General features: G+C 61.7%; 19 protein-coding genes, 1 tRNA gene and 3 pseudogenes. 11 read left to right on the forward strand and 12 right to left on the reverse strand.

Going from position 1 to position 24294, the window contains the following annotated elements:
• The first annotated feature begins 15 nt into the window (after window positions 1-15).
• Window positions 16-987, forward strand: a complete 972-nt coding sequence (locus GGR03_RS23380) for a DUF2950 family protein (protein WP_183211233.1) — start codon at window positions 16-18, stop codon at window positions 985-987.
• Window positions 988-1057: 70 nt separating this feature from the next.
• Window positions 1058-1185: pseudogene (locus GGR03_RS23385) on the forward strand (IS3 family transposase); the annotation flags it as partial.
• A gap of 233 nt (window positions 1186-1418) precedes the next feature.
• On the opposite strand, the pseudogene GGR03_RS23390 reads toward GGR03_RS23385, so the two are convergent.
• Window positions 1419-2313, reverse strand: a pseudogene (locus tag GGR03_RS23390) (IS110 family RNA-guided transposase); the annotation flags it as partial.
• On the opposite strand from GGR03_RS23390, the gene GGR03_RS23395 reads away from it, so the two are divergent.
• Entirely contained in the window at window positions 2310-2864 is a 555-nt protein-coding gene (locus GGR03_RS23395; protein WP_210292273.1) for a hypothetical protein, read from the forward strand. The pseudogene GGR03_RS23390 and the gene GGR03_RS23395 sit on opposite strands and share 4 nt — an antisense overlap.
• 155 nt (window positions 2865-3019) lie before the next feature.
• The gene (locus GGR03_RS23400) at window positions 3020-3259 is read left to right on the forward strand and encodes a DUF202 domain-containing protein (protein ID WP_246368453.1); all 240 of its coding nucleotides are present in this window, start codon (window positions 3020-3022) and stop codon (window positions 3257-3259) included.
• A gap of 15 nt (window positions 3260-3274) precedes the next feature.
• On the opposite strand, the gene GGR03_RS23405 is transcribed toward GGR03_RS23400, so the two are convergent.
• The 4 genes from GGR03_RS23405 to GGR03_RS23420 all read right to left on the reverse strand — a co-directional run bounded on the left by GGR03_RS23405 (window position 3275) and on the right by GGR03_RS23420 (window position 4854).
• Window positions 3275-3532 (reverse strand): hypothetical protein, encoded by a 258-nt coding sequence (locus GGR03_RS23405; RefSeq protein WP_183211235.1) that lies wholly within the window; start codon window positions 3530-3532, stop codon window positions 3275-3277.
• 47 nt (window positions 3533-3579) lie between these two features.
• Window positions 3580-3852 carry a mechanosensitive ion channel domain-containing protein gene (locus GGR03_RS23410; protein WP_252920350.1) on the reverse strand — a complete coding sequence of 91 codons (273 nt, stop codon included), beginning with the start codon at window positions 3850-3852 and terminating at the stop codon, window positions 3580-3582.
• A 1-nt stretch (window position 3853) separates the two neighbouring features.
• On the reverse strand, window positions 3854-4309 hold the full coding sequence (locus GGR03_RS24845) for a hypothetical protein (RefSeq protein ID WP_252920349.1): 456 nt from the start codon (window positions 4307-4309) through the stop codon (window positions 3854-3856).
• Between the two features lie 209 nt (window positions 4310-4518).
• On the reverse strand, window positions 4519-4854 hold the full coding sequence (locus GGR03_RS23420) for a hypothetical protein (protein WP_183211238.1): 336 nt from the start codon (window positions 4852-4854) through the stop codon (window positions 4519-4521).
• 638 nt (window positions 4855-5492) lie between these two features.
• On the opposite strand from GGR03_RS23420, the gene GGR03_RS23425 reads away from it, so the two are divergent.
• The 4 genes and pseudogenes from GGR03_RS23425 (at window position 5493) to GGR03_RS23440 (ending at window position 9285) form a co-directional block, all read left to right on the forward strand.
• Window positions 5493-5903 (forward strand): hypothetical protein, encoded by a 411-nt coding sequence (locus GGR03_RS23425; protein WP_183211239.1) that lies wholly within the window; start codon window positions 5493-5495, stop codon window positions 5901-5903.
• 2 nt (window positions 5904-5905) lie between these two features.
• Window positions 5906-7140: pseudogene (locus tag GGR03_RS23430) on the forward strand (alpha/beta hydrolase).
• A gap of 665 nt (window positions 7141-7805) precedes the next feature.
• Window positions 7806-8612 carry a transporter gene (locus GGR03_RS23435; RefSeq protein ID WP_183211240.1) on the forward strand — a complete coding sequence of 269 codons (807 nt, stop codon included), beginning with the start codon at window positions 7806-7808 and terminating at the stop codon, window positions 8610-8612.
• A 112-nt stretch (window positions 8613-8724) separates the two neighbouring features.
• A complete protein-coding gene (locus tag GGR03_RS23440; RefSeq protein ID WP_183211241.1) occupies window positions 8725-9285 on the forward strand; it encodes a hypothetical protein in 561 nt (186 codons plus the stop codon).
• A 150-nt stretch (window positions 9286-9435) separates the two neighbouring features.
• On the opposite strand, the gene GGR03_RS23445 is transcribed toward GGR03_RS23440, so the two are convergent.
• From GGR03_RS23445 to GGR03_RS23455, 3 genes are all read right to left on the reverse strand, one after another.
• A complete protein-coding gene (locus GGR03_RS23445) occupies window positions 9436-10170 on the reverse strand; it encodes a DUF6065 family protein (protein ID WP_183211242.1) in 735 nt (244 codons plus the stop codon).
• A 192-nt stretch (window positions 10171-10362) separates the two neighbouring features.
• Window positions 10363-13341 (reverse strand): autotransporter family protein, encoded by a 2979-nt coding sequence (locus GGR03_RS23450; RefSeq protein ID WP_183211243.1) that lies wholly within the window; start codon window positions 13339-13341, stop codon window positions 10363-10365.
• A gap of 798 nt (window positions 13342-14139) precedes the next feature.
• Window positions 14140-15429 carry an SAM-dependent methyltransferase gene (locus GGR03_RS23455; RefSeq protein WP_183211244.1) on the reverse strand — a complete coding sequence of 430 codons (1290 nt, stop codon included), beginning with the start codon at window positions 15427-15429 and terminating at the stop codon, window positions 14140-14142.
• Window positions 15430-15893: 464 nt separating this feature from the next.
• On the opposite strand from GGR03_RS23455, the gene fabF reads away from it, so the two are divergent.
• On the forward strand, window positions 15894-17174 hold the full coding sequence (gene fabF, locus GGR03_RS23460; RefSeq protein WP_183211245.1) for a beta-ketoacyl-ACP synthase II: 1281 nt from the start codon (window positions 15894-15896) through the stop codon (window positions 17172-17174).
• A gap of 369 nt (window positions 17175-17543) precedes the next feature.
• On the opposite strand, the gene GGR03_RS23465 is transcribed toward fabF, so the two are convergent.
• The 4 genes from GGR03_RS23465 to GGR03_RS23480 all read right to left on the reverse strand — a co-directional run bounded on the left by GGR03_RS23465 (window position 17544) and on the right by GGR03_RS23480 (window position 22755).
• On the reverse strand, window positions 17544-18266 hold the full coding sequence (locus tag GGR03_RS23465; RefSeq protein ID WP_183211246.1) for a hypothetical protein: 723 nt from the start codon (window positions 18264-18266) through the stop codon (window positions 17544-17546).
• 2 nt (window positions 18267-18268) lie between these two features.
• Window positions 18269-20512 carry an anti-phage 6A-MBL system cap2_3 protein gene (cap2-3, locus tag GGR03_RS23470; protein WP_183211247.1) on the reverse strand — a complete coding sequence of 748 codons (2244 nt, stop codon included), beginning with the start codon at window positions 20510-20512 and terminating at the stop codon, window positions 18269-18271.
• Between the two features lie 11 nt (window positions 20513-20523).
• Window positions 20524-21723 (reverse strand): anti-phage 6A-MBL system MBL-fold protein, encoded by a 1200-nt coding sequence (gene mblB / locus GGR03_RS23475; protein WP_183211248.1) that lies wholly within the window; start codon window positions 21721-21723, stop codon window positions 20524-20526.
• 947 nt (window positions 21724-22670) lie between these two features.
• Window positions 22671-22755 (reverse strand) — tRNA-Leu (locus GGR03_RS23480).
• Between the two features lie 409 nt (window positions 22756-23164).
• Here GGR03_RS23480 and GGR03_RS23485 point away from each other — a divergent pair.
• Together GGR03_RS23485 and GGR03_RS23490 are read left to right on the forward strand one after the other, a co-directional pair.
• Entirely contained in the window at window positions 23165-23746 is a 582-nt protein-coding gene (locus GGR03_RS23485; RefSeq protein ID WP_183211249.1) for a YqaA family protein, read from the forward strand.
• 8 nt (window positions 23747-23754) lie between these two features.
• Window positions 23755-24288, forward strand: a complete 534-nt coding sequence (locus tag GGR03_RS23490; protein WP_183211250.1) for a disulfide bond formation protein B — start codon at window positions 23755-23757, stop codon at window positions 24286-24288.
• Window positions 24289-24294 lie beyond the last annotated feature (6 nt).

Genomic DNA, 24294 nt, shown 5'->3' on the forward strand with positions numbered 1-24294 from the left:
ATGAGGATCAGGACAATGAACGTGATCCTTTACAAGCTGCACACGACCTGCATCGCTGCCCTTACGGTCGGCCTAGCAGGCGCACTGCCGGCTCTGACACGCGCGCAAGAGCCTGACCAGGCGACCCGGCAAGCCGCGCCGGAAGGCATCTTCGCCTTCGAGGCCGAGGACGAGCCCCCGCTTTTCGACGATGCGGCGCCCGCGATCGACGCCCTCAAGAAGGCACTGGCCGATAACGACTTCGACGGCCTGGCCAAGCTGCTCGGACTCGACGTCGTCAAACTCAAAGAGGCGGAAGGCGTAACGGACACTTTCGTGCAAATCCGCAACGGCGCGGCCAAGCAGGTGGTGGTCGAAGACATCGAGAACGGCAAACTGCTGCAAATCGGCGAAAAGCTTTGGCCGTTCCCGTTTCCGCTCCTGAAAGGGGAAGACGGCAAATGGGCCTTTGATACCCAAGCGGGCCTGGAGGAAATCGTCAACCGCCGCGTTGGCGAGAACGAGCTGGAGGCAATCGCTACGATGCGCGCCTATGTCGAGGCGCAGAAGGACTATGCCGGACAGGACCGCGACGGTGACGGGGTCGAGGAATTTGCGCAGAAGCTGATCAGCACCGAGGGCACCACCGACGGTCTCTACTGGCCGGCGGATGACGTCAACGACGAAAGTCCGGCGGGCGACCTTAGCAAGGCGGATGTGGATGACGCCGCGCAGGGCGACGGTTATTTCGGCTACCGCTTCAAGATCCTGACCGGTCAGGGCGACCGGATCGCAGGCGGCGCCTACGACTACGTGATCAACGGCAACATGATCGGCGGCTTCGCGCTCATCGCCTGGCCCGTCAGATATACAGAGACCGGCGTGCACACGTTCGCGGTCAACCAGCACGGCATCATCTACGAAGCCGATCTCGGCCCGGCGACCGAAACGATCGTCAAATACATCAACCGCTTCGATCCCGACGATAGCTGGAGCGTCGCCGACTAATGGGGTGGCCTAACCCCTGAAAAGTGGTCCTACCTGAGGTAGGCTTTTGAGTCTTTGGAGGATGTCAGGAATGCCGAGGAAGAAGCACCAGCCCGAAGAGATTGTCGCGAAGCTGAGGCAGGTCGACGTGTTGTTGTCGCAGGGCGTCCTGTGGCGGAAGCGATCCGCACAATTTCCGTAACGCCGTTCACCTACTACCTCTATGGACGGCTCTCCCGTTGCAAGCGGGCTTTGATCTGATCCGCGTGGTCCGTTGCAAACATCTATCCGGCGTCACCCTGTGCCGGGGCGCCCAAATGGCAAATCCGCTCGCGCACGCCTCTACAGCTGGTAGGCCTCGAAGGCCTCGATAGTAGTCAGGCTCTTTGCGCGCCGGTCCGACCTGTGCGTCTCATTTCTCCGTCAGCTCGCAATCATGATGGGCAGGCTCTTCAGGCGGCGACGCGGTATGGTTCGCCCGTGCGAAGCACGGCCCAGATGATCCGCGCGTTCTTGTTGGCGACGGCAACCGTTGCTCGGTTGAAGCCGCGTCGCTCCCGAAGTTGATTGACCCACTGGTTCAGTGAGTCGGCCTTGTTCACGCAGGCTCTCACCACGGCTCTGGCGCCATGGACTAGAAGGCTGCGCAGATGCTGATTACCGCGCTTGGAGATACCCATCAGCAGGGTACGATCGCCGCTTGAAAACTGGCGCGGCACCAGGCCGACCCAAGCCGCGAGATGACGGCCGCTCTTGAACTCGGCGCCGTTGCCGACGGCCGCGATGATGGCCGTGGCGATCTTCGAACCAACGCCTTCGATCCTGGCGACACGCTGGCAAGGTTCGCTCTCGCGAAACACCCGTTCGATCTTCTTGTCGAACGATGTGATGTGGCGGTCGAGATCGCGGAAGAGATCGTAGAGCTCGTGGATGGCCTCGCGGGCCATCGGCGTCAGCTCGTTGCTGAAGTCAGTCAGGATGTCGGGGATCAGCCGCCGGGCACAGGTGATGCTCTTGGGCATCGCCAAACCGCGGTCGAGCAGAAGACCCCTGATCTGGCTAACAACGGCCGTGCGATGGTTCACTATGCGCTGGCGAGCCCGGTGCAAAGCTTGGATGTCCTGCTGCTCGATCGTCTTTTTCGGCACCAGCGGGATGTGGGGCTGCCTGGCGGCGGTGCAGATCGCCTCGGCACCGTTGCCGTCGTTCTTACGCCGACGCGCGAAAGGCTTCACATACTGCGGGCTGACGATCTTCACCCGATGTCCGAGAGCCTCAAACTTGCGGCCCAGGTAAAGCGCCGGTGCAGGCCTCGACGACGATCGTGCAGGGCTGGTTTGCGCATGTCTATTATCCCGGCACCTCCGGTTCCGGAGGGGGTGGCCATGAATATACGGGGGGGGGGATCGTACAAGATCCTCGTTGACGTCGAAACCACCGTACCCGACTGCTCTGGCGTGATCTTCGCGCACGGCTCCCGTTTCGGTGGTCACAGCCTTTTCATCAAGGATAGGAAGCTCCACTACATCTACAATTTCCTCGGCATCAAGCCGGAGCAGAAGTTCGTCTCCGAGGAACTCGCGCCGGGAAGCTACACCCTCGGCATGGAGTTCATCCGCGACAAGGCCGGCCAGTACGGCGAATCTCTCGGCAAGGCGAAGCTCTACGTCAACGACCAGATCGTGGCGCAGGGCGAGATGAAGACGCAACCCGGCAAGTTCACGCTGTCTGGCGACGGCCTGTGCATCGGCCGCGACAGCGGCGATGCTGTGAGCAAGGAATCCGCCACGCCTGCTGCGTTCAAGGGTGGGGTCATCAAGTTCGTCGCCATCACCGTGGAGGCGGCGCAGTATCTCGATCTTGAAAAGCTGACAGCTGCCGCGATGGCGGTTGACTGAGAACCTTCTGCAGACGCGCCGGGCGGGTTCTCGCAGAGCCGCCCGGTGCCCAGGAGGCAAGTCCAGATGGCACCCGTCCCCCGCCTCCGACTTCCGACGAGATTTCCGTCGAGCTGTCATCACTCCGCACCGGCATGTCGTTCCAGCGGACCCGGATGAGCGCAGACCGCATCTTGATGTCGGTGATCCGCACATCGCTGTCGCTGATCGGCTTCGGCTTCACGATCTTCCAACTCTTCCAGAAGCTGCGCGACATGTGCCCGCTCGCTCATGCCGAAGCGCCGCGGAACTTTGGCATATGCCTCGTGGCGCTCGGTATCGCCATGCTGACCAGTCCGAGCCATGAAGCTTTGCGCAACCTGAGCACAAGCCGGCTTGGCCTGCGAGCGGAATGATCCGGAGGACGGCGCTCAAACCTGCCCGGGCGAGTTAACGGTCCGGGGCACCAACCGAATACCGTTTTCGTTGAAGGCGTTCTGCACGCCCTCGAGCACAGCCTTGCGGATGCCGAACTGCCTGCCGGCCTTGGCCTTGAATTTGCCCCTGATCAGCAGGGTGCCGTCCTCGACCGCGGCGATGCCCTGGCTCTTGAACGGCTCGATCAGGTCCGGCTTCAAGATCGGATTCGCCGCGATGTCGTTGCCGATCTGCTTGAACAGCTTGCGCACCTTCTCGACGTCGGTCTCGAGGGCTACGCGAAACGCCAGTTTCTCGATCACCAATCCCGACTGTAGTTCTGGATCTTTCCAATCTGGCCGTAGGGAACGGTGGCCAGGGCGCCGCGCGAATGGCGCAACGTGACCGCGCGCGCCGAAATCTTCTCGACGGTTCCCTTGGCACCCGATGTTTCGATGTACTCACCGAGGCGGAAAGCGTCGTTGAGCAGGAAGAAGAGACCCGACACGAGATCCTTCACGAGGGTCTGCGAGCCTAGGCCGATGGCCAGCCCGAAGACGCCAAGGCCGGTGACGAGGGGCCAGACGTTCACCTCAAGAATCAGGAGAATGGTAAGGGCCGACAGGATCAGGATGCCTGTCTTGGCCAAGCCGGCGAGAAGCGGAAGCAGGGTCTCCAGTCGCGTATGAGCCGGGGGGGGCGTGGCCTTCGGCGCCGGGCACCTGATGTTCTCGGCGATCGAGGCGCCGGACCGCGACGGCAACCACGTTCCACAGGAATGCCCCCACCAGAACCACCAGACCGATCTGAAGCGCCTTGGCGCGGATGACGCTCACATCGACCTCGAGCGCCGTCAAGCCAGGCAGCGCCCATTCGTATCCGAGCAGGACTATCACGAGAGAAAGGAACGCAAACCGCGCCATCCGTCGCAGCGCCGCCGGCAACAGGGAGCCGGAGCCAGAGCCCGCGCGTTCTTTCCGCTGCGCCCAGGCAGCAATCGCGCTGTCGACGTGAGGCGCCACGAGCACCAGCAACAGGGTCGCGATCATCGCAAGGCTCGGCAAGGGGCGACCAAGCGTCAAGGCAAGCTGGAGGCTCAGGGCAGTCCCGGCCAGGGCAAGAACTGCCAGAGCCGGCCATGCGTGCGCGAACCCGGCGCGCCGGGGAGATACGGGTGCAGGACCTGCCACGGCGTGCCGGACTGCCCAGTTGAATCGGCAGTAGGCGAAGACGAGAATGAACGTTCCGGGAAGGGTGATCAGGAAGGTGCCGAAAAGATCGCGAAGCCCGGGCCGGCGCTCCAAACGGTCATCGTCGAGAGTGCTGCAAGGCCGAACAGGCCCCAGGCGATACCGAAGGAGAGGGTGTCGGCAAAGGCATGAAGCTTTGACCCCAGACGGGGCGCCTTGATGGCGCTGCTCATCAGCCCTGCCAGGAATTGGCGCACCATGAGGGCGAGGATCGCAGCAAGGCCCCACACTTGCGCTATATGGCGTTCGCTTGCCCCCGGCAGCGCGATCCGCGCGAACATGATGACAGTAATGACCGCAAGCACACCTCCTGCGAGCCTTGCTATTTCGGGATGGGCGGCCATGTATCCCGCGTCCCGCATCAACAGTGTCCGAAAGCCGAGGAATGTCATGCTGGCCAAAGCGGCCGCGATAAGTGCGACGACGGCAATCCCCGCAATCCGTGTCCATCGGCGGCGAGAACCCTCAGGGACGCGCTCCACTCCGTGCCGACCTCGGCCAGGTTCGTCAGCCGGGCGTTGAGTCCTGCTGTAAAAAGGCCTGCGCAACTCCGTCGAGGCGTCCGACAATGGCTGTGGCGCCTTCCGACACGTCGTCCACATCATGCTCCCATCAGCAACCACCTCGCCTTGCTGGCGAGGCGGTCGCAAGTCTTGCCCGTTCCCTTGATCCCGGCCAATCGGGGTTTGCCCATAGCCGGCGTCGGGAATTCCCTGATCTGCTCTCGATATTCATGATGATAAAGCGGGGGCATCCTTCCTCACTGCACGAGCCTCGGGGTTTTCCCCGATAGGCAGCGCTGCTGCGGGGCCGTACTCTTGGCGTATGGTCAACCGCGGGCATGTGCATAGGCAACCGCCGTGTCGGGCACGAGCGGTCTCGCGAAGCGGCGGCCGGTAATCGTTCGGTCGTTAGCGGCTGTTGCCGCGGCGACCGACAGGATGCGACGTTCGTCGACAAGCAAGGGATCCGGACGAGTAAGATGTTGAACAACCGCTCCGTCCTCGTCCTTGCCGCGATGGCCGCGTCGGCGACCTTGGCCCATGCTGCCTCGCTCGAAGCCTTGCAGGGGGCATGGGTCGAGGTGCAGTCCGAGTGCGGCGACATCTTCGAAGGGCAGGGCGGCGAGCTCGCCTTTCGGGACAAGGGGTCGTCGCTGAACACCGGGCTCATCATTTCCGGCAGCCGCATCGAAGGTCCCAATGCCACCTGCACGGCGGAGAGGGTTCATGAAGGAGATCAGGGCCTGATGACCGTGCTCATGACCTGCGCCACGCAGATCATGTCCGGCGGCATCTCGACCTCTTTCCGGGTCATCGACGCGGACCATTTCGAGCGTTACGAGAACGCCTTTCCCGACATCGCCGTGCGCTACCAGCGATGCGAGCCGTAGCGATGGCGTCGCGCCCGCTGGGGGCGGTCGCGCTTCTGCTCGTTTTCGCGGGGTGCTCCGGACGTCCCGAAGGCGTCCTGAAGCGCTGGCGGCTGCTCTCCCGGTTCCCGGGGCCAACGAAATCTCGATGCTGGTGGCGACCACGCGCGCGCCGGTCGACGATCCCGCCTTCCTGTATTCCGGGGAGCGCGGCGCGAGGGTATCACTGACCGACATCGGGGTGTCGATACCGCCCGCCACGGTCCGCCGAGTGGGTGAGGTGCAGTGGCCACGAAGGTTGCCGCCGGATCCCCGCACGGAATTCGCGGTTCTGCGAGCGGCGCCTGTCGACATCAGCGACAGCCGCAGGTGGATGGACGAGCATCTCCATGCCAAGCGCAACGTGCTGATCTTCGTGCACGGCTTCAACAATCGTTACGAGGACTCCGTCTACCGCTTCGCGCAGATCGTCCACGATTCCGGCGGCGACGTAACCCCCGTGCTGTTCACCTGGCCATCACGAGCCAGCGTCTTCGATTACAGCTAGGACAAGGAGAGCACCAACTACTCGCGCGACGGTCTCGAATTGGTGCTCCGCGCGGTCGCCACTGACCCCAACGTGGGAGAGGTGACGGTGATGGCCCGCTCCATGGGCACATGGCTGGCGGTCGAGGCGCTGCGCCAGATGGCGATCCGGGACGGCCGCATCGCCCCGAAAATCCGTAACGTCATCCTCGCGTCGCCGGATATCGACATCGACGTTTTCCGCGAGCAGTGGGTCCAGTTCGGCGAGGAGAAGCCGAAGTTCACCGTCTTCGTGTCGACCGACGACAGGGCGCTGAAGGTTTCGCGGCTCATCTCCGGCGACAGGGCGCGGCTCGGGGCGGTCGACCCGTCGGTCGAGCCTTACCGCACCGAGTTCGAAAGGGCTGGCATCGACGTGATCGATCTCACGACCTACGACAGCGCCGACTACCTCAATCACTCGAAGTTCGCCGAGAGCCCGGAGATCGTCAGGCTGATCGGACAGCGCCTGCTGGACGGACAGCCCATCACCGATTCCCGGGTGGGCATCGGCGATACCATCGGCGCCGTGGCGGTGGGGGCGACGCAAGCCGTCGGCCACACCGCGGCCGCGGCGGTCAGCATACCGCTGGCGGTGGTCGACCCGACGACCCGCCGCAATCTCGGCAGCCAGATGAACGCGGTGGCTGAAAGCACCGGCGCCACGCTTGACATCGCGCAGCCCGGAAGCTGATCAAGGAACCGGAATGCCGTCGCCTATGCGCTCGCATCTGACGAGTCAAAGAGTGCATATGGGTCGACCGTGAACGACGGAAGGGGCACCTTTCGACAAATCGTCCCATACTGCTTCCTTGGGCTTTGCGCCCCCTGCTGGCGTGGCGGTCGTCTCGCCCATGCCCCGGTTATCGACCAATGACGGCTTCGCCCCTTGTCAGCATGCGGGCTTCCCGATCTGCCCGTGCTCATGGCAAAGATAGGCGCGTCCCTTTGCCCTCACGCATTACCTCGGGGTTTTCCCCAATAGGCAGAAGCTGCTGCGGGATTGTAGGCTTGGCGTCTGGTGAGTCGGAGGTATCCGCCCATGCACCCGTCCCGTCGGGCAAGGCCGTACCCACAACGCGGCGTCCGGACATCGGCTCATTCGGCAACTGTCGTTGCGCTGGCAATTTCCACGCCGCGAATTTCGGAGCCGTGCCGACTGTCGACACGCCAAGGGGTGGTGATCTCCCTCTGCATCGGCGCCGATAGAGCGTGATGACTACCTCCGGCGCCTCGAGTTATCGGCCAAAGGCGACGACGTTCCTCCAACAAGTCCAAGGCCATCAAGCGCGAGAGCACTGGCGGACGGCATGATCGTTTCCTGCCCGGAAACGGGTGATGAGAAGAAGGACTCCGAGAATGATATCAACGGCCCGCCACCTCCTGTCGACCCTGACGGTTTTTGCCTTTGTGCTGGGAAGCTCCGCTGCCGCGCAGGAGGCTGACCTTGCAAAGCAGTTGTCGAACCCGATCGCCTCCCTGGTAAGCGTCCCATTCCAGTTCAACTACGACGGCGGCTTCGGTCCGGACGATGGCGACCGGGTGACGCTGAACATCCAGCCGGTGATCCCGATAACGCTGAACGAGGACTGGAACCTGATCTCGCGCACGATCGTGCCCGTCATCTGGCAAAACGATGTCGCTGGGCGCTCGGGCGACCAGTTCGGCCTGGGCGATACCGTCCAGAGCCTGTTTCTCTCGCCCAAAGCGCCGGGTCCGGGTGGCGTGATCTGGGGCGTCGGACCGGTATTTCTGCTGCCGACCGGCACCGATCCCTTGCTTGGCGGCGAGAAATGGGGCGCCGGCCCCACCGGCGTGGCGCTGAAGCAGTCAGGCCCCTGGACCTATGGCGTGCTGGCCAATCAAATCTGGTCGTTCGCAGGGGAGGGCGACCGCGATGATGTCAACGCAACCTTCCTTCAGCCCTTCGTCTCTTATACGACCCCAGACGCTTGGACCTTCGCCCTCAATACCGAGACGACCTATGACTGGGAGCATGAAGCCTGGTCCGTGCCGGTGAACTTCACGGTCAGCAAATTGGTTAAGTTCGGCGACCAGCCGGTCAGCTTGCAGGCTGGTGTCCGCTATTGGGCAGAAAGTCCGGAAGGCGGAGCGGAGGGCGTCGGCTTTCGCACCTCCGTCACTTTCCTGTTTCCGAAGACTTAGGGAACGTCGAAAAGCGGCGGCGGCGCAAGAACTCGCCTCGCTGAACGGTTGCCTCGCAACGTCCATCGGCCGATCGCCAACGCCGTCGGCGCCTTATGACGCGGTACCAATCGTGATCAAGCTGGCTGCGCTTTTTGCCCGACCCCTGCTCAGCAAGTTTCGGCTTCCCGACACGGCGAAGGATAAGATTGCCACTGTTAACACATTCCTGGCTGGCGGCTCCGGCGACGAATGGGTCCCGCTTGCGAGGCAGGATGCGACCCTGCCGATCGTGAACCAAATCAAAGCCAGATCCATCACATGCGGACGGGGGAGCCGTGATCACGAAGATCGAGCGGTTCGTTGGATCCAATTCGACTGGCCGGAGCAACAGGTAGATGATTGTACTTTTCACAAGTCACGCTGGCGCGTCTACCAGAACGGCCTGATTTGTCTCGAACTGGTCGCCAGCAAGGATGCGACAGGTGTGGATATGCGCGATCTCGTGGGCCACCGTCTCGAGCTTCGCGATAACAGCGGTTTTCTCATTGGCATTTGGTCGGCGGCGTTCTCGATCCAGAGGCGTACAGAGCGGGTAGTCTTCAGTGCCGCAGCAATTGACAAGTTTCTTCCGCTCGTCTTGCACTTTGACAACATCGACGATGTACAGGACGGTAGCGCATATAGGATCTGACGGACAGAGGTGGTGACTGCCAACCAGTGCAAGTCCTCGTGCGGCAGGGTTTCTCGAAGGAGACGGCGTTGCCCACGATGCGATTGCGGCGCGCCAGTTCCCGGCACTCAGGTCCCTACTGCGGACGACAACGCGACCAGTATAGTTTATTTATTTCGATACAAACGGCCGCAGACGCAAACGGCTGCGATGCCCTTCCGGGGCAAGTGCTCCGGAAGGCGACTTGCCCTTAAAATATGTCTTTTGCCATTGATCCTGCGCGGCTTTCGAGGCTGGATCTGCCAGCGCAGCATTGAACGTGTAGCGGCTTCCAGCCCACAATTTGTGTTCGCTTTCCAGATCGGGATTTTCCGATAGGGGACAGAGGGCGGGACGCAACTCCTCAAGGTGGCCGCGTCCCACTGGAAAAAGGTGACAAATCGGTTCGTCGACGTCGAAATTTACTGGGTGATGGGGCCGCGTGAACTGCCAGTTCATCGTGAACGTGTACGGCGACCAGTCGGTTTCGATCACGCCAGAAAGCGCGGAGATCGCGTCTTTCGGTCGATTGATCGGACCTGTGACGAACAAATTCACGCCTGGATCGGTCTTGAACAGGCAAGGGACGTGAAGTGTCAGGATACCACTGCCGAAGTGGCTGACGGCAGTTGTTACAACGCCAGATTCACTTGTAATTCGTACCGAATCTTTGGCTTTCTGCCCATTCCATACCGCTGAGAAGGCTGCGGTACATAAAATCTCCCAGCCATGCGAATTAGCGATGTTCAACGGCAGGCAACGGTAGGCGAAGCGCTGCTCGCTATCGTCCATCCATTGTCGTTCGAGGGGCGCTGGCCGAATGCGGAGTTCATGTCCGTCAATGACGTAGGCGATCAGTTCATTCATGTACAAACGCTCGGAATGAGGAGGAGATACGACGTTTCTCGCGGCAATCAAATTTATTGACCGGGTCTCGCCGAACGGCAAGTCCTCCTATTCATTCGGTGACGTCGTCAGACGCTGGAACGTCGTTCCAGGCCCGCGCCATATGTTCCTTAATATTTTCAGTTGGCGCCGAGAGTACTTTCGGAGACCATCCTACCACCGCCACTTGACTGCGACTTGGCCACCTATCGAGTTGTGGTCGCTGCCTTCGACATCAAAGGAATAGCTGACGTCGCCGGAAATGGTCACATTCTCGCTAGCCGCGAACGCCGCTCCCCCATTCATCTCGAGCCAGGTTCCCTCGCTTTCGACCGAGACCGGGATCGTGTTGAACGTTACATTGGACGTCCCCTGCGGGAAGCCGTGCCACAGGTTCAAGCTGGCGTGCATCAGCAGCGCCTGCTTGTCGAACGCCAGGCGAACGCCGGCACGTCCCGTCAACGCGTCGTAATCGTCATGGATTATGTCGGAGAATGGATCGCTGCTGTCGTCGAAGTCGATGCGCTGCCAGATCAGTTGCGCCTGCGGTTCGATCCTCCATCCGTCCGCGATGACGAAGGGAACCCCGGTCTCGATCGAGCCGGCGATGCTGTTGCCGGCGAGATCCGTGCTGATCCCCCGGAACGAGTCGCTGGAACCGTCGAGCCACGCATATTTGGCCACGACATCGACATAGGACCCACCGGGCCAGAGATGTGTCCAGTAACCGGCGATGCTGTCCTCGGTCATATCGAGGTCGCCAGCATCGCGTTGCAGTCTACCCAGCACATTGCCGCCGATGTCGCCGGAAACGTCGGCGTGAGTATAGAAAAATCCGAAGCGGTCAAGATGACCGTTGCCATGATCAATGCCGATCAGGTCGGCGCCGGTCTGAAGTCCCCAATAGTGACCGTCGAATGTCGGCGCGATAGCGAAACCTGCGACGCTGATGTTTGCGCCGGTGCTCAGGTCGCTCTCTGACCCGAATACTCGCCCCCAGACGGCGGGCGGCGGTGTCACGACGTCCTCTTGCGGAATGTCCGCACCTTGGGCCTCCGGCACGCGATAGAAGGGTGCGCCGTCGCCGATGAGGCGTGATTGATCCCCGCGCCGCTGGTGGAAGGTCCCCATCGTCAAAAGTCCCAGCCTCTGGGTTACGAGCGGCGCCATCACATGCCCCGGCACCTCCGGTCGAACATTCGGCACCGGTCGCGGGTCGGGAGGCGACGGAGGTCCGGGCGGCGGCGGCGGCGGCGGCGGCGACGGTGGCGGTGGCGGTGGCGCCGGCGCCGGTGGAGGAGGCGGTGGCGGCGGTGGCGGCGGTGGCGACGGCGGAGGAGGCGGAGGAGGCGCCGGCGGCGACGGAGGTGCGGGCGGCGGCGGCGGAGGCGGCGGCGGAGGCGGCGGTGGAGCAGGCGGCGGAGGCGGCGGCGGAGGCGGCGGTGGAGGCGGCGGTGGAGGAGGCGGAGGAGGCGGAGGAGGCGGAGGCGGCGAAAGGGTGTTGCGCAGGAACCAGTCGCTGTCGCTCTCGGCGTCAGACGTCATGCCACCGCGATAAAGCAGATATTCGAAAGGGCCGGCTGCGACAGGACCACTAAGTTGAAACGCCCCGGTGGTGGTCGTGGCACCATTGATGGCGTCGACCACACGAATGCCATTGGCGAGCGTGAGAGCACCCGGGCCACCCACGTTCGTTATGGCAAGACTGGTCAGCCCGCTTCCTTGGCCGCCATCGATAACCATACGATCGGATGGCGAGTCGTCGGACGCAAGGTAGGTCTGAAGATCCACGCTGCCGTCATATCCGATATAGTTGCCCAGAACGACGAAAGCGTCGGCGGCGTTCGAATTATTGTTCGTGAGGTCTATCGTACCCCAGTTGTGAACCGCGACTTGCTGCCCGCTGTCGAACGGCGCGACGCTGTGCGTGCCGTTGCCTGCAAATACAGTGCTCATCTCGTCGATAGCGAGCGTTCCGGTGCCCGTGACCGCATCGCCGAGCCTGAGGGTCGCGAAGTTGTCGAACGTCAGCTCTGAGCCGTCCGTTACATCGAACTGCTCCCAATTCACGTAGCGAGCTACATCACCGGCGACCGTGTCTGTCCACAACAGCACATCGTCGGCGCCCAGGCCGCCATCAATCGGCAGTCCGGTTTTGAGGTTCGTGGAGGTCAGGCCTATGAAATGTGCGAAATCGGTGTCGGCGCCGGTATCGAGGCCGATGATTTCGCCACCCGTCCAGACAACATAGTCGTTGCCGTCTTGGCCCAGCAGTGTGTTGGTGATGGTCCCGTTTCGAAGGACAGCCTGGTCCGCGCCCGAGCCCAGCAGCACGTTGCCGTTGACCGTGCCGCCGACCAAGTCGAACGCATCGCCGCCATCGCCCAGGTCGACAACATTTGAGACGATGCCGCGATTGATGAACACGTCATCGCCATCGCCCAGGGTGACGGTTTGATTGATACTCCCGTCGTTGAAGAAAAATTCGTTAGTTATCCCGTTGCTTGTAATCCCCTGCATAACTCCGACTTGACGGTTGACAACCAGGCTTATCCCGTCACCCGCTAAGGTGATGCCGCCATTGAATATGCCGAAGTTATCGAGAAACGTTCTTGGACCCGCTAGATTGAAGGTGCCGCTCACCGCGCCGCCGGAGCGCAAGATTACCGCGTTCAATCCGGTGCTTGTCATCGTCAAGCCGGCGTTGAATGTTCCTTGACTGTCTACAAAATTCACAGCGCCGGAAATATCAGCCAGGCCGTTGACGCTCCGGCCGGCGAAGATGGTTATCCTATTATCGCCGATCCCGTCGATCGTTATGCCACCACTGTTGATGACACCGTCATGGTTGATGATCGTTGTGCCATTGCCGCTGGCGGCGAGGCCGCTTTGCAATGTTCCGCTGTTGTTAAGTGTAAAAAAATCATTGTCTGAAGCAAATAGACCGTCGGATAGTGTGCCAGCATTGTTGAATGTACTTGTACCCGGGCCCGTGATCGAGACATCGTCGTTGAAAACCGCGCTGGGTTGCGCAGTGACCGTTACCGACGCCCCGGTTGAGGTGAAGCCTTGGGGAATCTGTCCTTCGCACTCAAAGGTTCCTGAGCCGGGAGGTGTTTCCTGGCATGCGGCATGCGCGCTTTGGTCGTACAAGCATAGAAGTGTCACCCATGCGACGGACTGCAGTAGGAAATTTTGGCAGATGTGCTCGCGTGCGAGACCAGGATTTGGACGGTAGGGCGGTGCGATGGCGATGGTCGCGGCCCATGGGACGGGGAGCTTGGGAGGCTCGATCGACGCCGTAACGGCCGAGCTGCCCACCTTAGAGACAACAGGATGCCTTTCGCGCGGGGGGGGAAGTCCTGCCATGCGACACGCTCCTGGGAAGCCAATCCTTTCTGCAAGCTTGCCTTGGAGTGATCACGCGTCAATATTTGACCGCTCGAAGGATGCTGTAACGAATGACTAGTTGCATCCGCGCAACATCGGTGGACTATGAAAAGCTGCAGCTGTCCAAGGCGCTTCTATCGGCGTGTACATATGGCCGAGCAAGAAATAGACCGAGGTAATCGATCTGGCGCATTATCTGCGAACGTGAGAGACTCGCCATCCGCGACGCTGCATTCTATCTTGACCGCATCGTCTGCGTTTATCCCCGCTCGTGCGGCTGCGTAAACCAGCATCCAAACTTCTCGGCAGCCGCCTTGAAGTATTTTTTTGGTAGGATGCGGAGTTGACGTGGTCGGGCGGACGGCGAGATTCTAGTCAGATTAGGGATACCTTCTGATTGCAGTAAGGGGCCGGCAACAGATCGTCCGCTTTTGGCGGGCGAAAGAAAAGCTGCCGTCCGGCTCTCATTGCAGCCACTTCTGAGAAGCTCCGCGGTTCCTGAAGCCACCTTCCTTCCGCAACTACGAGCGGTCGGGCCCGCGAAAGAGTCACGTGCCCCTTTCATTCGGTTTGACGGGCCAACTCCACGTTGTTGCCTGCGAAACTAAAATCGATTCCATTTCCGTCGTGGGCATCGATCAACTGGTAAGCTTGCGTCGCTTCAGAGATATAGTCGCGACTGATCGGCACCGCGTCGCGTTCGCGGCCGATCTGGATCTGAACGACGTTGCCCGACCCGTACATGAAGACGCACTCGCATGCCGAGAGATAGAACTCCCACATCCGTGCGAATCGCTCGTCGTACAGCTTCACCACCTCCGCCCGGTTTGCCGCAAAGCGTCGCCGCCATTCCCGCAGTGTAAATCCGTAGTGCTTGCGCCAAACCTCCACGTCGAGGACCCACAGGCCTGAGAGTTCGATCGCCGCGGTGATTTCCGACAGCGAGGGGCTGTAGCCTCCCGGGAAGATGTATTTGCGGATGAACGGCCCGGTTATGCCCGGCGGCGACTTGGTGCTGATGGAATGGATCAGCGCGACGCCATCCGGCAATAACCGGTCCCGGACCGTCCGGAAGTATCCGTCGAGATGATGTGCGCCGACATGCTCCAGCATGCCGACCGACACGATCCGATCGAACTTCTTGTCCATCTCGCGGTAATCCCGGACCTCGAACCGGACGCGATCGGCGAGGCCCATCGCCTCCGCACGGGCCGTCGCGACCCTCGCCTGGTCCGGCGACAGCGTCACGCCCAGCACCTCGACCCCGGCCACCCGCGCCATGTAGAGGGCAAGTCCGCCCCAGCCGCAGCCGATGTCGAGGACGCGCTGACCGTCGGCGAGATTCAGCTTCGCGGCGACATGGCGCATCTTCGCCGTCTGGGCCTCTTCCAGCGACTCGTCGCCTCTCGGGAAATAGGCACAGGAATATTGCGTGGCGTCGTCCAGAAACAGCCGGTACAGGTCGTCGCCGAGTTCGTAGTGGTGCTTGACGTTGGCCCGCGAGCGGGAGACCGGGTTGTGCTGGTGAAGCCGCTTGGCGCGCCGCGCCACCGTACGCCAGAACGCCTGCCCGGCACTGAGATCGAAGCTTCGCTTGTTGGCGAAAAAGACCTCGAGAAAATCGTGGACGTCGCCCTCTTCTACAATGAGCGCCCCGTCCATGTAGGCCTCAGCAGCTTTCAGTTCGGGGTTGAAGGCGATCTTCCAGTCATAGGCCGGATCGTTGATGCGGATCGTCGCCGCTGGCCCCGACTCCGTCCCGCCGAATGTCTCCACCTCGCCCCGGGGACCGATGACGGTGAGGCGCCCCTTGCGCACCGCCCTTCGCAACAACAGCGGGAGAAACCTCATCCATCGATCCCCGTAATGCCGCTGCCGGCGAGTAGAGCGCTACTGGTATATTAAGTGTTGGCGCGAAGCGCTTGGCAACAGGAAGTGCCTCGATAACGACGCGTTCGGTCCGTTGCGCGATCAGGAGTTATTTCCGTTTCGGGAGAATTTGCTCCCTCTCAGCCGCAGGCTTTGTCGCGATATCCGGAGAACCGCGCGTTGCCCTTTTCGTGTCCTGTTTCCGTCAAGCAATGAGAACGACAGGCGCTGAGCCTTTCGCACATTGAGCCACGCAACGGAGTTGCAATGGGGCGATTTTGGCTCGTCTATCGTCGATTGCCCTTCTGGAAGGCAATCGCGGGTGCCAAAGCAGCCGGCTTGCTTTATGAGAGCGGGGCCGCGGAAGCGCGCCTCCTTCCACCGATCTTTCTCCTTCCAACACGATTATGGATCGCTCGCCCACGGTCCACTGCTCGGGTGTGCTCATGTTCTCGGATGACCCCAAACGTATTGTCGCCACTGGCATGGGTGTCGTGTCGCCTTTGGGCGTCGGTGTCGAGACGGCCTGGGAGCGCCTCGTGTCGCATCGATCCGGCATCCGCCGCCTTCCCGACGCGGCGGTACCGGATGTCGCGTCGAAGATCGCCGCGATCGTGCCGGAACTGACGGAGGACGCAGCCGGCTTCGATATCGAGGGTCTGGTCCCGTTCAAGGACCGCAAGAAGATGGACCGGTTCATCCACTTTTCGCTTGAGGCGGCTCGCCAGGCGATCGGTCAGGCCAATTGGCATCCGGACGAAGACGGCAAGGATCGCACCGCGACGATCGTGGCCTCCGGGATCGGCGGTTTTCACAGCATGCTGGATGCCGTGACGACCGTTCAGACGCGAGGCGCAAGGCGTCTGTCGCCCTTTACGGTCTCGTCCTTTCTGGTCAATCTCGCCGCTGGCCAGATCTCGATCCAGTATGGGTTCAAAGGGCCATTGGGTGCGCCCGTCACGGCTTGCGCCGCTAGTGTCCAGGCGATCGGCGACGGGATGCGGCTGATTCGGAGCGGGGAGGTCGACGTCGTGGTGTGCGGTGGCGCGGAGGCCTGCATCAACCGCGTCACGCTCGGCAGCTTCGGTGCTGCTCGGGCGTTGTCGACGGGCTTCAACGACCGGCCAGAACTCGCATCGCGGCCCTTCGATCGCGCCCGGGACGGGTTCGTGATGGGGGAGGGCGCCGGCATGCTCGTCCTGGAGAGCCTGGCCCATGCCCGCGAGCGCGGGGCGACGCCGCTGGGGGAGCTCATCGGTTATGCGACCACCGCAGACGCGCATCATCCCACCGCCGCGCGGTCGGACGGCGCCGGCGCCCAGCGGGCCATGCGGCTCGCCCTAGGCATGGCGCGCGTCCCGCCGGAGGAGGTCGATTACATCAACGCCCATGCAACCTCGACGCAGATCGGCGACGCCAGCGAGTTGGCAGCCATCAAGGCGGTGTTCGGCACGAAGGCCGGGCCTGCCATCTCGTCGACCAAGTCCGCCAGCGGCCATCTCCTGGGAGCGGCCGGCGTGTTCGAAGTCATCGTTACGCTCCTGGCGCTGAGGGATGGCCGTCTTCCGCCCAATCTGAACCTCACGGACCCTGACGAAATGGCCGACGGCCTCGATCTGGTCGGGCCGACCACGCGCTCGTCCGACGCCCGGATCGCTCTCTCCAATGCCTTCGGCTTCGGCGGCGTCAACGCCTCGATCGTCCTGAAGCGCTGGATGGACGAGTAAGACGCCGGATGCCGGATGCCGGGGCCCTGACCGGCAATCCGCAGACCACTCGGGTTAGGAATCATTTTCAATTGCCGGAAGGGGCCGATTGCGGACAGGCAACTTTAGACCGCCCCTGCGCAAATAGCTGCCGTTCCGCTCGCGACCCAAATGGCCACGGTTCACAAGGCACCCCCACTCTAGTCTAGGCATGCGAGGACACATGGGCCGGACCTTATCCCCTCGGGCAGGAGGTCTGGCGCCTTAAGGTTGTCGTACTGCAGCATGAGAAGCGCCAGCATCGGAAAAAGCCGCGAACCATCTTACACGCAGTCCGATGTGCCTAAACCTAACCGCCGCCTGTCCGGTGAGAGGCGGAGTTCACTTGATTCACGCCCTCCTCATTAGCGTCTCGAGGCTCAGGACAAGCTGTCGGGCATAGATATGCGATGCATCGAGCATTGCCTTTCTTCTCACCCCGAATATGAAGTAGAGAAGGTGAAGCAGCGACAGGATACCCAATAAAACAAGCTTCCCCTCACTCAACGCAGCAAACTCCGCTTGCCAGTAAACAATTGCAGCAGCGGCGGCCAGGGATAGGAAGTTGAGTGTGATGCCGACCGACTTAAGCCCGAGAAGGTTACGATAGTAGCCATAGGCGATGTTTTCGGTGAACAGGAGCCGGAAGGCTTGGGTGTCGCGTGTGTTCTCGCGAAGCCACCCGTAGGCTTGGTCGTAGAACGCCTGCGCCTCGTCCGGGTGGTTCTTTTCGTCTTCGGCGGTGGGCGGCTTCAAGCCCAATTGCACGGCGAGGTAGGAACGGTATCGTTCCTTCTGCGACGCCGGAAGGGTTCTATCGGCATGGGTGAGCTCACGGTTCCGAGGCTTTCCGCCGGTGTCGGCGAAGATCACCTCCTCCTTCGCTCGACCAAACCTTCGAGCGAGATTGGCGGCCGCGAAGAAGAGTACCATCACGGCCACCGTCGCGACCGCTTCCGGTAGGCCCGGATCGACCCAGCTCGCGCAGAGCAGGCAAAGGACGACCGCCGGAGCCACCGCCAGGACCGCCGGGAAGAGCCGGGCCTTAAGGGAATAGGTGTCCAAGAAATCCATGGTCAGCCCCCATTCGTTCCGGTGATGGCAAGGAAACGTGTAGGCGTGCAGATCAGCAGCACCGCTGGCGGTGGACGCTCCTCCGCAAGTGACTTGGCGGTCTTCCAGTCGAGCGCGGATGCACCCTGCTCGGCTAGATGGCTGTGCCATGTGCCCACGTCGAACAAGCTACCGCCGCTTTCGCGGAACCGTCGATCGACCATCTTCTTCAAGCCCGCAGTGCCAAGCTGGAATAGGCTAGCAGTGCGCGTGCTGTCTGCAGGGGCTGGTAGAATGTCCACCACCGTGATCACGCGACGCCGCGAATTGCAGGTGCCGATCATCAGGCCGCCTGTTTCAACGGTAGGATAGGCCGCGATCTCGCTACGGATTCGGTTCACGACATCGTCCGAGACGTCGAGGGTCCAACTGCCGCCTTCGACCGGAACGCGATGGAAGGCGGGGACAGTCATTCGGCGCCAACACGTCGACAGCCCCGTTCGCTCCCTCACGCCGATTGCCACCTGCCCTTTGCTAGAGGAGTCGGGGCCGACGATGCGGGTGAGCTCCTCAGTTGCCATCGCAGTCGAGGCGGAAAGCCGCGCGTCGTCCATGGGCATGGTCAAGGAACCACACCCTTCTCCAATCTGAACCTGGGCCAAGCCCGTCGCCGGATCGAAGAGCAGCTGCCGTTCTCGCTTAGAAACGGTGGCGTAAAGGCTTGCCTCGAGTTGCGTGAGGGTCGGGTTGCCGTCCTTGCCTTCGACAAAGACGAACGCACCATCTCCGCGACCGAACAACGCAACTTCGGCGACCCTTGCCGTGATCTTGCCGCCGGCGCATCCGACCAAGGCCTCTCGCACGAGCCGCGAGGCCGTGGTGTTGACAACCAGTTCGGTCTGCATCGGGATAAAGCGCTTTAGCTCGTCGGGCTTATCGAGCGCTGGGATAATGTTGCCGACATAGGATCGGGGGGAAGCCCCGATCTGACCAAGTTCATCCGCGAGCTCTGGGGCTTTGAACCGAGGAAAGGGCCCTCGAGCAAGCGCGTGCCGCGCCATGTTATGCGGCTGCAACAGGTCGTTGTCCGAGACAGCAAGGATGGATGCGCCTGTCCGGGCAAGGTGCATCGCCAATTTCGATCCGACGCTGCCGCAGCCGATCACGCTCGTCTTGGGAATCTCCGGTGCGTTGCTGATGCTGCGGAACAGTACCGCCGACGGCATGTCGACTTGCCGCAAGGGGTAAACCTGTTCGGCGGCACGCAACGCCGGTGGCGGCTCCACTGCCTTTGGCCGGTGGAACTTGAACCAGTAAGCGAGGAGTTCGATGCTGGACTTGCGTCCGGTCAGCGCGAACGGTCTGCGAACGCACAAGATGACGGCCACGGGCAGTGGTGCCGACGTCCATTTGGTCTCGAATCGTCGCTCGAGATCCCTCAGAAAGCGACGGAACTGGTCTCCCATGCCATAGATTGCGGCTCGGGCCTCAAGTTGACCGATCGTGGTGATATCATCGGCGAGGATTTCGTCGCTGACGGCTTTGTGGTTCGGCCAGAGCACTGTGGTGACGGTCTGGCCAGGCTCCCTCAGCGTCTCGAAAACGAAGGGGAACGTCGCGTCGGGCCCGATCTTGGGTGCAAGTTCGCCGCTGACCCAAAAGCCCGGTGTTTCCTCGTCGACCTCGTATAGTTTACCGAGGTAGCGCGAGCGCAGCCAGACTTCGCCTGCGTCTTTGGCGATCCGCGAAATGATCAGCGACTCGCGATCGACGAAAACCGGCGCGAGCACAGTCGCACGATTAATCGGTTCCCAACCGGACCGTTCATCGGCTAGGCGGCCGATTGCAGCCCGTTTGAGCCAGACGCACATCTGTTCGACGATGGCCATGATGCCAGCATCGACGAGATCGTGCTGTGCAAAGAATTCGTCGGGTGAACCGTCCACGAGGCAAGGCACTGGTCCCGATTTGTCTTTGCCGGGAGCTAGATGGTGCGTCGCGGGCGGAAAATCCGGCCGTAGCCGAAATCCGGGACAGCGCCGAGGATAGCCGTCGCGCAGCACCACCTCGACAGGTTCGACCGCACGCACACCGGTGTCACTATATCCGACGAGGCGTGCTGCGTTGGGCAACTCCACGGCGACATCCAGGGCGAGGACCGCCTTTTCGTCGCCCACGTCGCCGAGACTGGCGCTGACGACATAGGGATAGGCGGAAGCGACCCGCAGAAAGTGCTCCGCGTGTCGAAGGAGCTCTGCCTTTGCCACGGCTTTCTTACCTACCCGCGGCCTTGCACCCCATGCCCTCGCACCACCGTGGGGATTGCCGAAATGCCAATCGTCGCTGCAACCTTCTTCGCCGCAACCCGATGACTGAACGAAGGACCGGCGTGGGAGATCGTGAACTCGATGGGACGCGAGTTTTCCGCCCAGTATTCCTCGGTGCAGTGAAAACGATCGGGAGCCGTGATCGACACGTACTCGCGCTTGGCGCGCTCGTGCGGCGGGTTAGTCTCTTCCTTTTTGATCGGGTTGCAACTGGCGACGATATGAGCACCTTCCCGGGTCTGAGACAAAGCATTGCGAGCGTCCGGCGAGACCTTCACGTCCTCGCCCATCTGCGACCAGCGATCATGGCTGAGTGTACGCCACGAGCAGTGGTGTGGCGTTTCCATGACATCATAGCTAAGCCAGTCTACGTTGTCGTCCTTGTGCCGGCGCCATAGGCGGTCCCAGATTTCGACGCTTGCATCACCCCCTGAAAGAAAGTGGCAGGCATCGTCTGTTCCATCGGCCATGATAGAGAACCGGAGGATCACCGATGAGTTGTTTTTCGAGAAGAGCTCGATCAGTTCCTCGGCGTCCTCCTGTTCCGGGTCGATGTAAACCGGAGCCAGCAAGCGCGCCTCGAACTGGCCGTCTTCCACGCGGTTCGCTGAGGTGATCAAATCGTCCTGCAGGACGACGATCTCTATGATGTCATCCGTCTTGCCGTCGCGGTCCTTGCCCAGGATCAATATCCGCTCGCCGTCGCCAGTTCCGGCCAAACCCTTCTCCTTGAACAAAGCGACGCGCCTGCGCGCTTCCTTCGCCCATGCTTTGGCATCATCACCCAATTTGTGCTGCGAGCTCGCTCGACGAAACACGATCGGCGAGGACCACATCTCGTGAATGACGATCCGGTCGTTGTTCTCGTCGTCCGGGTACTTGTCGAGTGGTCCGAGATGAAAATGGTTGCGCAGGCCGCTGACGTGGTCGACGTCGGGATGCGAGATCAGAAAGGCGTCGACGTAAGGGCGGTCATCCTCATCTCGCGGAAGCCGATCCTTCAAATCCTGCGCGACATCATGAACATCCTCGTCCTCGCCGTCAGCAGACCCCCTGATATTGACGTCGATGAGAATGTTCTGGCCATTGTCGAGAGTGATGAGTGCCATGTCCCCGTTGCCTACGGGATAAAACGTAAGTCCAGCCGCCATTTATCTGTCACCCCTCTCATACATATTATCTACTACCTGGGCATGTCGTGATCGCATCGATCCGATGCCATAGCTCCGTCGCACCAAGTCGCGTTTTGCGTCGCAATCATGTCGTTTTGGCCGATGCTCTAGCAAGGTCAGGATCAGACCTTTTCAAGGTGATGCCTGCGCATACTTAATGGCACGCCGAACTCGACCGCGCCAGAAAGACACGCGCTCGCACAGGGGGAGGCGAACAGGTCGATGCAATTTCTCTGGAACGCCTCTTTCCATGAGCGAAGTAAGCTGTCCCAAAGGTCGTAGAAAAGTCGAAACCCGCTAGTTCACAAGTCTAGCACAGAGCTGCCTTTTGGGTATACCTCGCGGAGACCAAGCGAATTGCCGTCTTGTGAATATGCAAAGAAAGTAGGAAAAGACAAAAGGCAAAAAATTTACCGAAAACGGATCGAGCCGCGATCGATCCAGCCCAAGACTGGAACTTACGGGTCATTGGCAGTTCGACTTTCATGTGGCTTGGGTAGCGTCCGCTTTCGGGAAGCCGAAAGCGCCGCCCCGAACGACCGGGATGGGCGCACTGCTGCCGTATCCCAGCGAGCATATCACAACAAGACGGCCAACAATCCCGCGAGCGAGGTTGGACGTGGGGAGAGTTCGCCGTCCGACGAAAAAACGAACTCGGCGAGGCTTGGGCATGCGCCAACATGCAGAAGATGCAGGCGTTTCCGGTTCCGTACTTTTCGGGTGCAGTGCAGAGCCTCGGAGAATATCCGGAGGAGAGAGAGCCTGACGGGCTCCCACGGCCAACGCGCAGTCAATAGGTTGCAAGCCAGAGCCTGCAGATCAGGGCCCGTGCTCACAGCCACTGCGCATCAGAGGGCGTTCGACTGTGAGATGATGGCGAGGCGGAAGAGATTCGAACTCCACGACCCTCGCATCGACAAAGAAGGTGGTGCGGGTGGCCGGGGTCGAACCGGCACTCCTCTCGGAACTGGATTTTGAATCCAGCGCGTCTACCAATTCCACCACACCCGCACATTTGCCGCCGACTCTAGCCGTCGCTCTCTGCACCTATACTGCACCTAGAGCGATTTCTAAACTCTGGCAGCGTAAACTCCTATCTCTCTAACCCGCTCAACTCACTGCACTTTCTGCCCGCTGCAAAACCTGTGGATATGGTAGACAAACCACTTTTTGAGTCCGGCGCGTCTACCAGTTCCACCACACCCGCACGCTGCAGCTCGCCGGCGCAAGGCGCCGCGTGGCTGCTGCAAATCCCCGTACATGATCCGCCGGTCATTTTCCAGCGAAAGCCGGAGGCTCGTGCGTGGCCGATGAGCGACGGGTCCGGGAAGTCGATGCGCCGCCGCCCGAAGTCATTTGCGTTCATGCGGGGTTCGGCTTAAGCGCTCGCCCTGTTGCCGATCCCTCCAGGAACCGCCTTATGCTCCGCCGCCTCTACGACTGGGTCATGTCGCTCGCCGCGACACGCCATGCCGAGCGCGCTCTCGCCGGGGTGTCCTTCATCGAGAGCTCGGTGTTTCCGATACCGCCGGATGCGCTGCTGATCCCGATGGTCATCGCCGACCGGGCGAAGTGGTTCCGGATCGCGATGATCTGCACGGTCTCCTCGGTGCTGGGCGCCTTCCTCGGCTACGCCATCGGCGCGCTCGCCTTCGATCTGATCGGGCGCCCGGTCCTGGAGCTCTACGGCAAGGCCGATGCGTTCGACCAGATGGCCGCGCGCTACAACGACTGGGGCGGCTGGGCGGTGCTGTTCGCGGCGCTGACACCCTTTCCCTACAAGGTGCTGACGATCTTTTCCGGCGCCACGCACCTCAATCTCCTGACCTTCACCGTCGTCTCTATCATCGGGCGCGGCGCGCGCTTCTTCCTGGTGGCCTGGCTGCTCCAGCGCTACGGTGCGCCGATCCAGGGCTTCATCGAGAAGAATCTCGGCCTTCTCTTCACCCTGTTCATGGTGCTGCTGATCGGCGGCTTCCTCGCCGTGCGCTATCTTTTCTGACGGTCCCGATGCAACTCCTCGCCCAGTTCCAGCGCCCCACCGGTTTTCGCCAGTCGCTGGCGGCCAGCTTCCTCCTCGTCGGCATGGCCGCGACCGTGGGCACGGCGCTGATCTTCGAGCATGTCGGGGGTTACATCCCCTGCGCCCTCTGCCTTGAGCAGCGCATCCCTTATTACGTGGCGATCCCGGTGGCGCTGGTAGCCTTCGTCGCCGCTGCCGGCCGGGCGCCGGCAATGTTCACGAGACTGCTGATCCTCGCCATCGGCGCGATCATGCTGGTCTCGCTCTATCTCGCCGTGGTGCATGCCGGGGTCGAGTGGGGCTTCTGGCCAGGGCCCGCCGACTGTGCCCAGGTCGCAGGCGGCGATCTCCTGGGCGGCGACCTTCTCGCCACGATCGACGCCATCCGCCCGCCCGCCTGCGACGAGGCGGCGGGCCGTTTCCTCGGCCTCTCCTTCGCCGGCTGGAACGCCGTCGCATCCGCGCTGTTTGCGGCGGTGGCGCTCCGCGCGGCTTTCGCGCGGGCCGACCGCTTCGCCTGAGCGGCC

Origin of the sequence: Aurantimonas endophytica (genome assembly GCF_014196845.1) — a bacterium.
Classification (GTDB): Bacteria; Pseudomonadota; Alphaproteobacteria; order Rhizobiales; family Rhizobiaceae; genus Aurantimonas; species Aurantimonas endophytica.

Excerpts from the sequence above, each read along its gene's own strand:
- mblB (WP_183211248.1), bottom strand. The coding sequence starts at position 21,723 with ATGGCGGCTGGACTTACGTTTTATCCCGTAGGCAACGGGGACATGGCA.
- GGR03_RS23435 (WP_183211240.1), top strand. The coding sequence starts at position 7,806 with ATGATATCAACGGCCCGCCACCTCCTGTCGACCCTGACGGTTTTTGCC.
- GGR03_RS23490 (WP_183211250.1), top strand. The coding sequence starts at position 23,755 with ATGCAACTCCTCGCCCAGTTCCAGCGCCCCACCGGTTTTCGCCAGTCG.
- GGR03_RS23425 (WP_183211239.1), top strand. The coding sequence starts at position 5,493 with ATGTTGAACAACCGCTCCGTCCTCGTCCTTGCCGCGATGGCCGCGTCG.
- fabF (WP_183211245.1), top strand. The coding sequence starts at position 15,894 with ATGTTCTCGGATGACCCCAAACGTATTGTCGCCACTGGCATGGGTGTC.
- GGR03_RS23400 (WP_246368453.1), top strand. The coding sequence starts at position 3,020 with ATGAGCGCAGACCGCATCTTGATGTCGGTGATCCGCACATCGCTGTCG.
- GGR03_RS23455 (WP_183211244.1), bottom strand. The coding sequence starts at position 15,429 with ATGAGGTTTCTCCCGCTGTTGTTGCGAAGGGCGGTGCGCAAGGGGCGC.
- GGR03_RS23420 (WP_183211238.1), bottom strand. The coding sequence starts at position 4,854 with ATGGCCGCCCATCCCGAAATAGCAAGGCTCGCAGGAGGTGTGCTTGCG.
- GGR03_RS23465 (WP_183211246.1), bottom strand. The coding sequence starts at position 18,266 with ATGGATTTCTTGGACACCTATTCCCTTAAGGCCCGGCTCTTCCCGGCG.
- GGR03_RS24845 (WP_252920349.1), bottom strand. The coding sequence starts at position 4,309 with ATGATCGCGACCCTGTTGCTGGTGCTCGTGGCGCCTCACGTCGACAGC.
- GGR03_RS23485 (WP_183211249.1), top strand. The coding sequence starts at position 23,165 with ATGCTCCGCCGCCTCTACGACTGGGTCATGTCGCTCGCCGCGACACGC.
- GGR03_RS23380 (WP_183211233.1), top strand. The coding sequence starts at position 16 with ATGAACGTGATCCTTTACAAGCTGCACACGACCTGCATCGCTGCCCTT.
- GGR03_RS23395 (WP_210292273.1), top strand. The coding sequence starts at position 2,310 with ATGTCTATTATCCCGGCACCTCCGGTTCCGGAGGGGGTGGCCATGAAT.
- GGR03_RS23445 (WP_183211242.1), bottom strand. The coding sequence starts at position 10,170 with ATGAATGAACTGATCGCCTACGTCATTGACGGACATGAACTCCGCATT.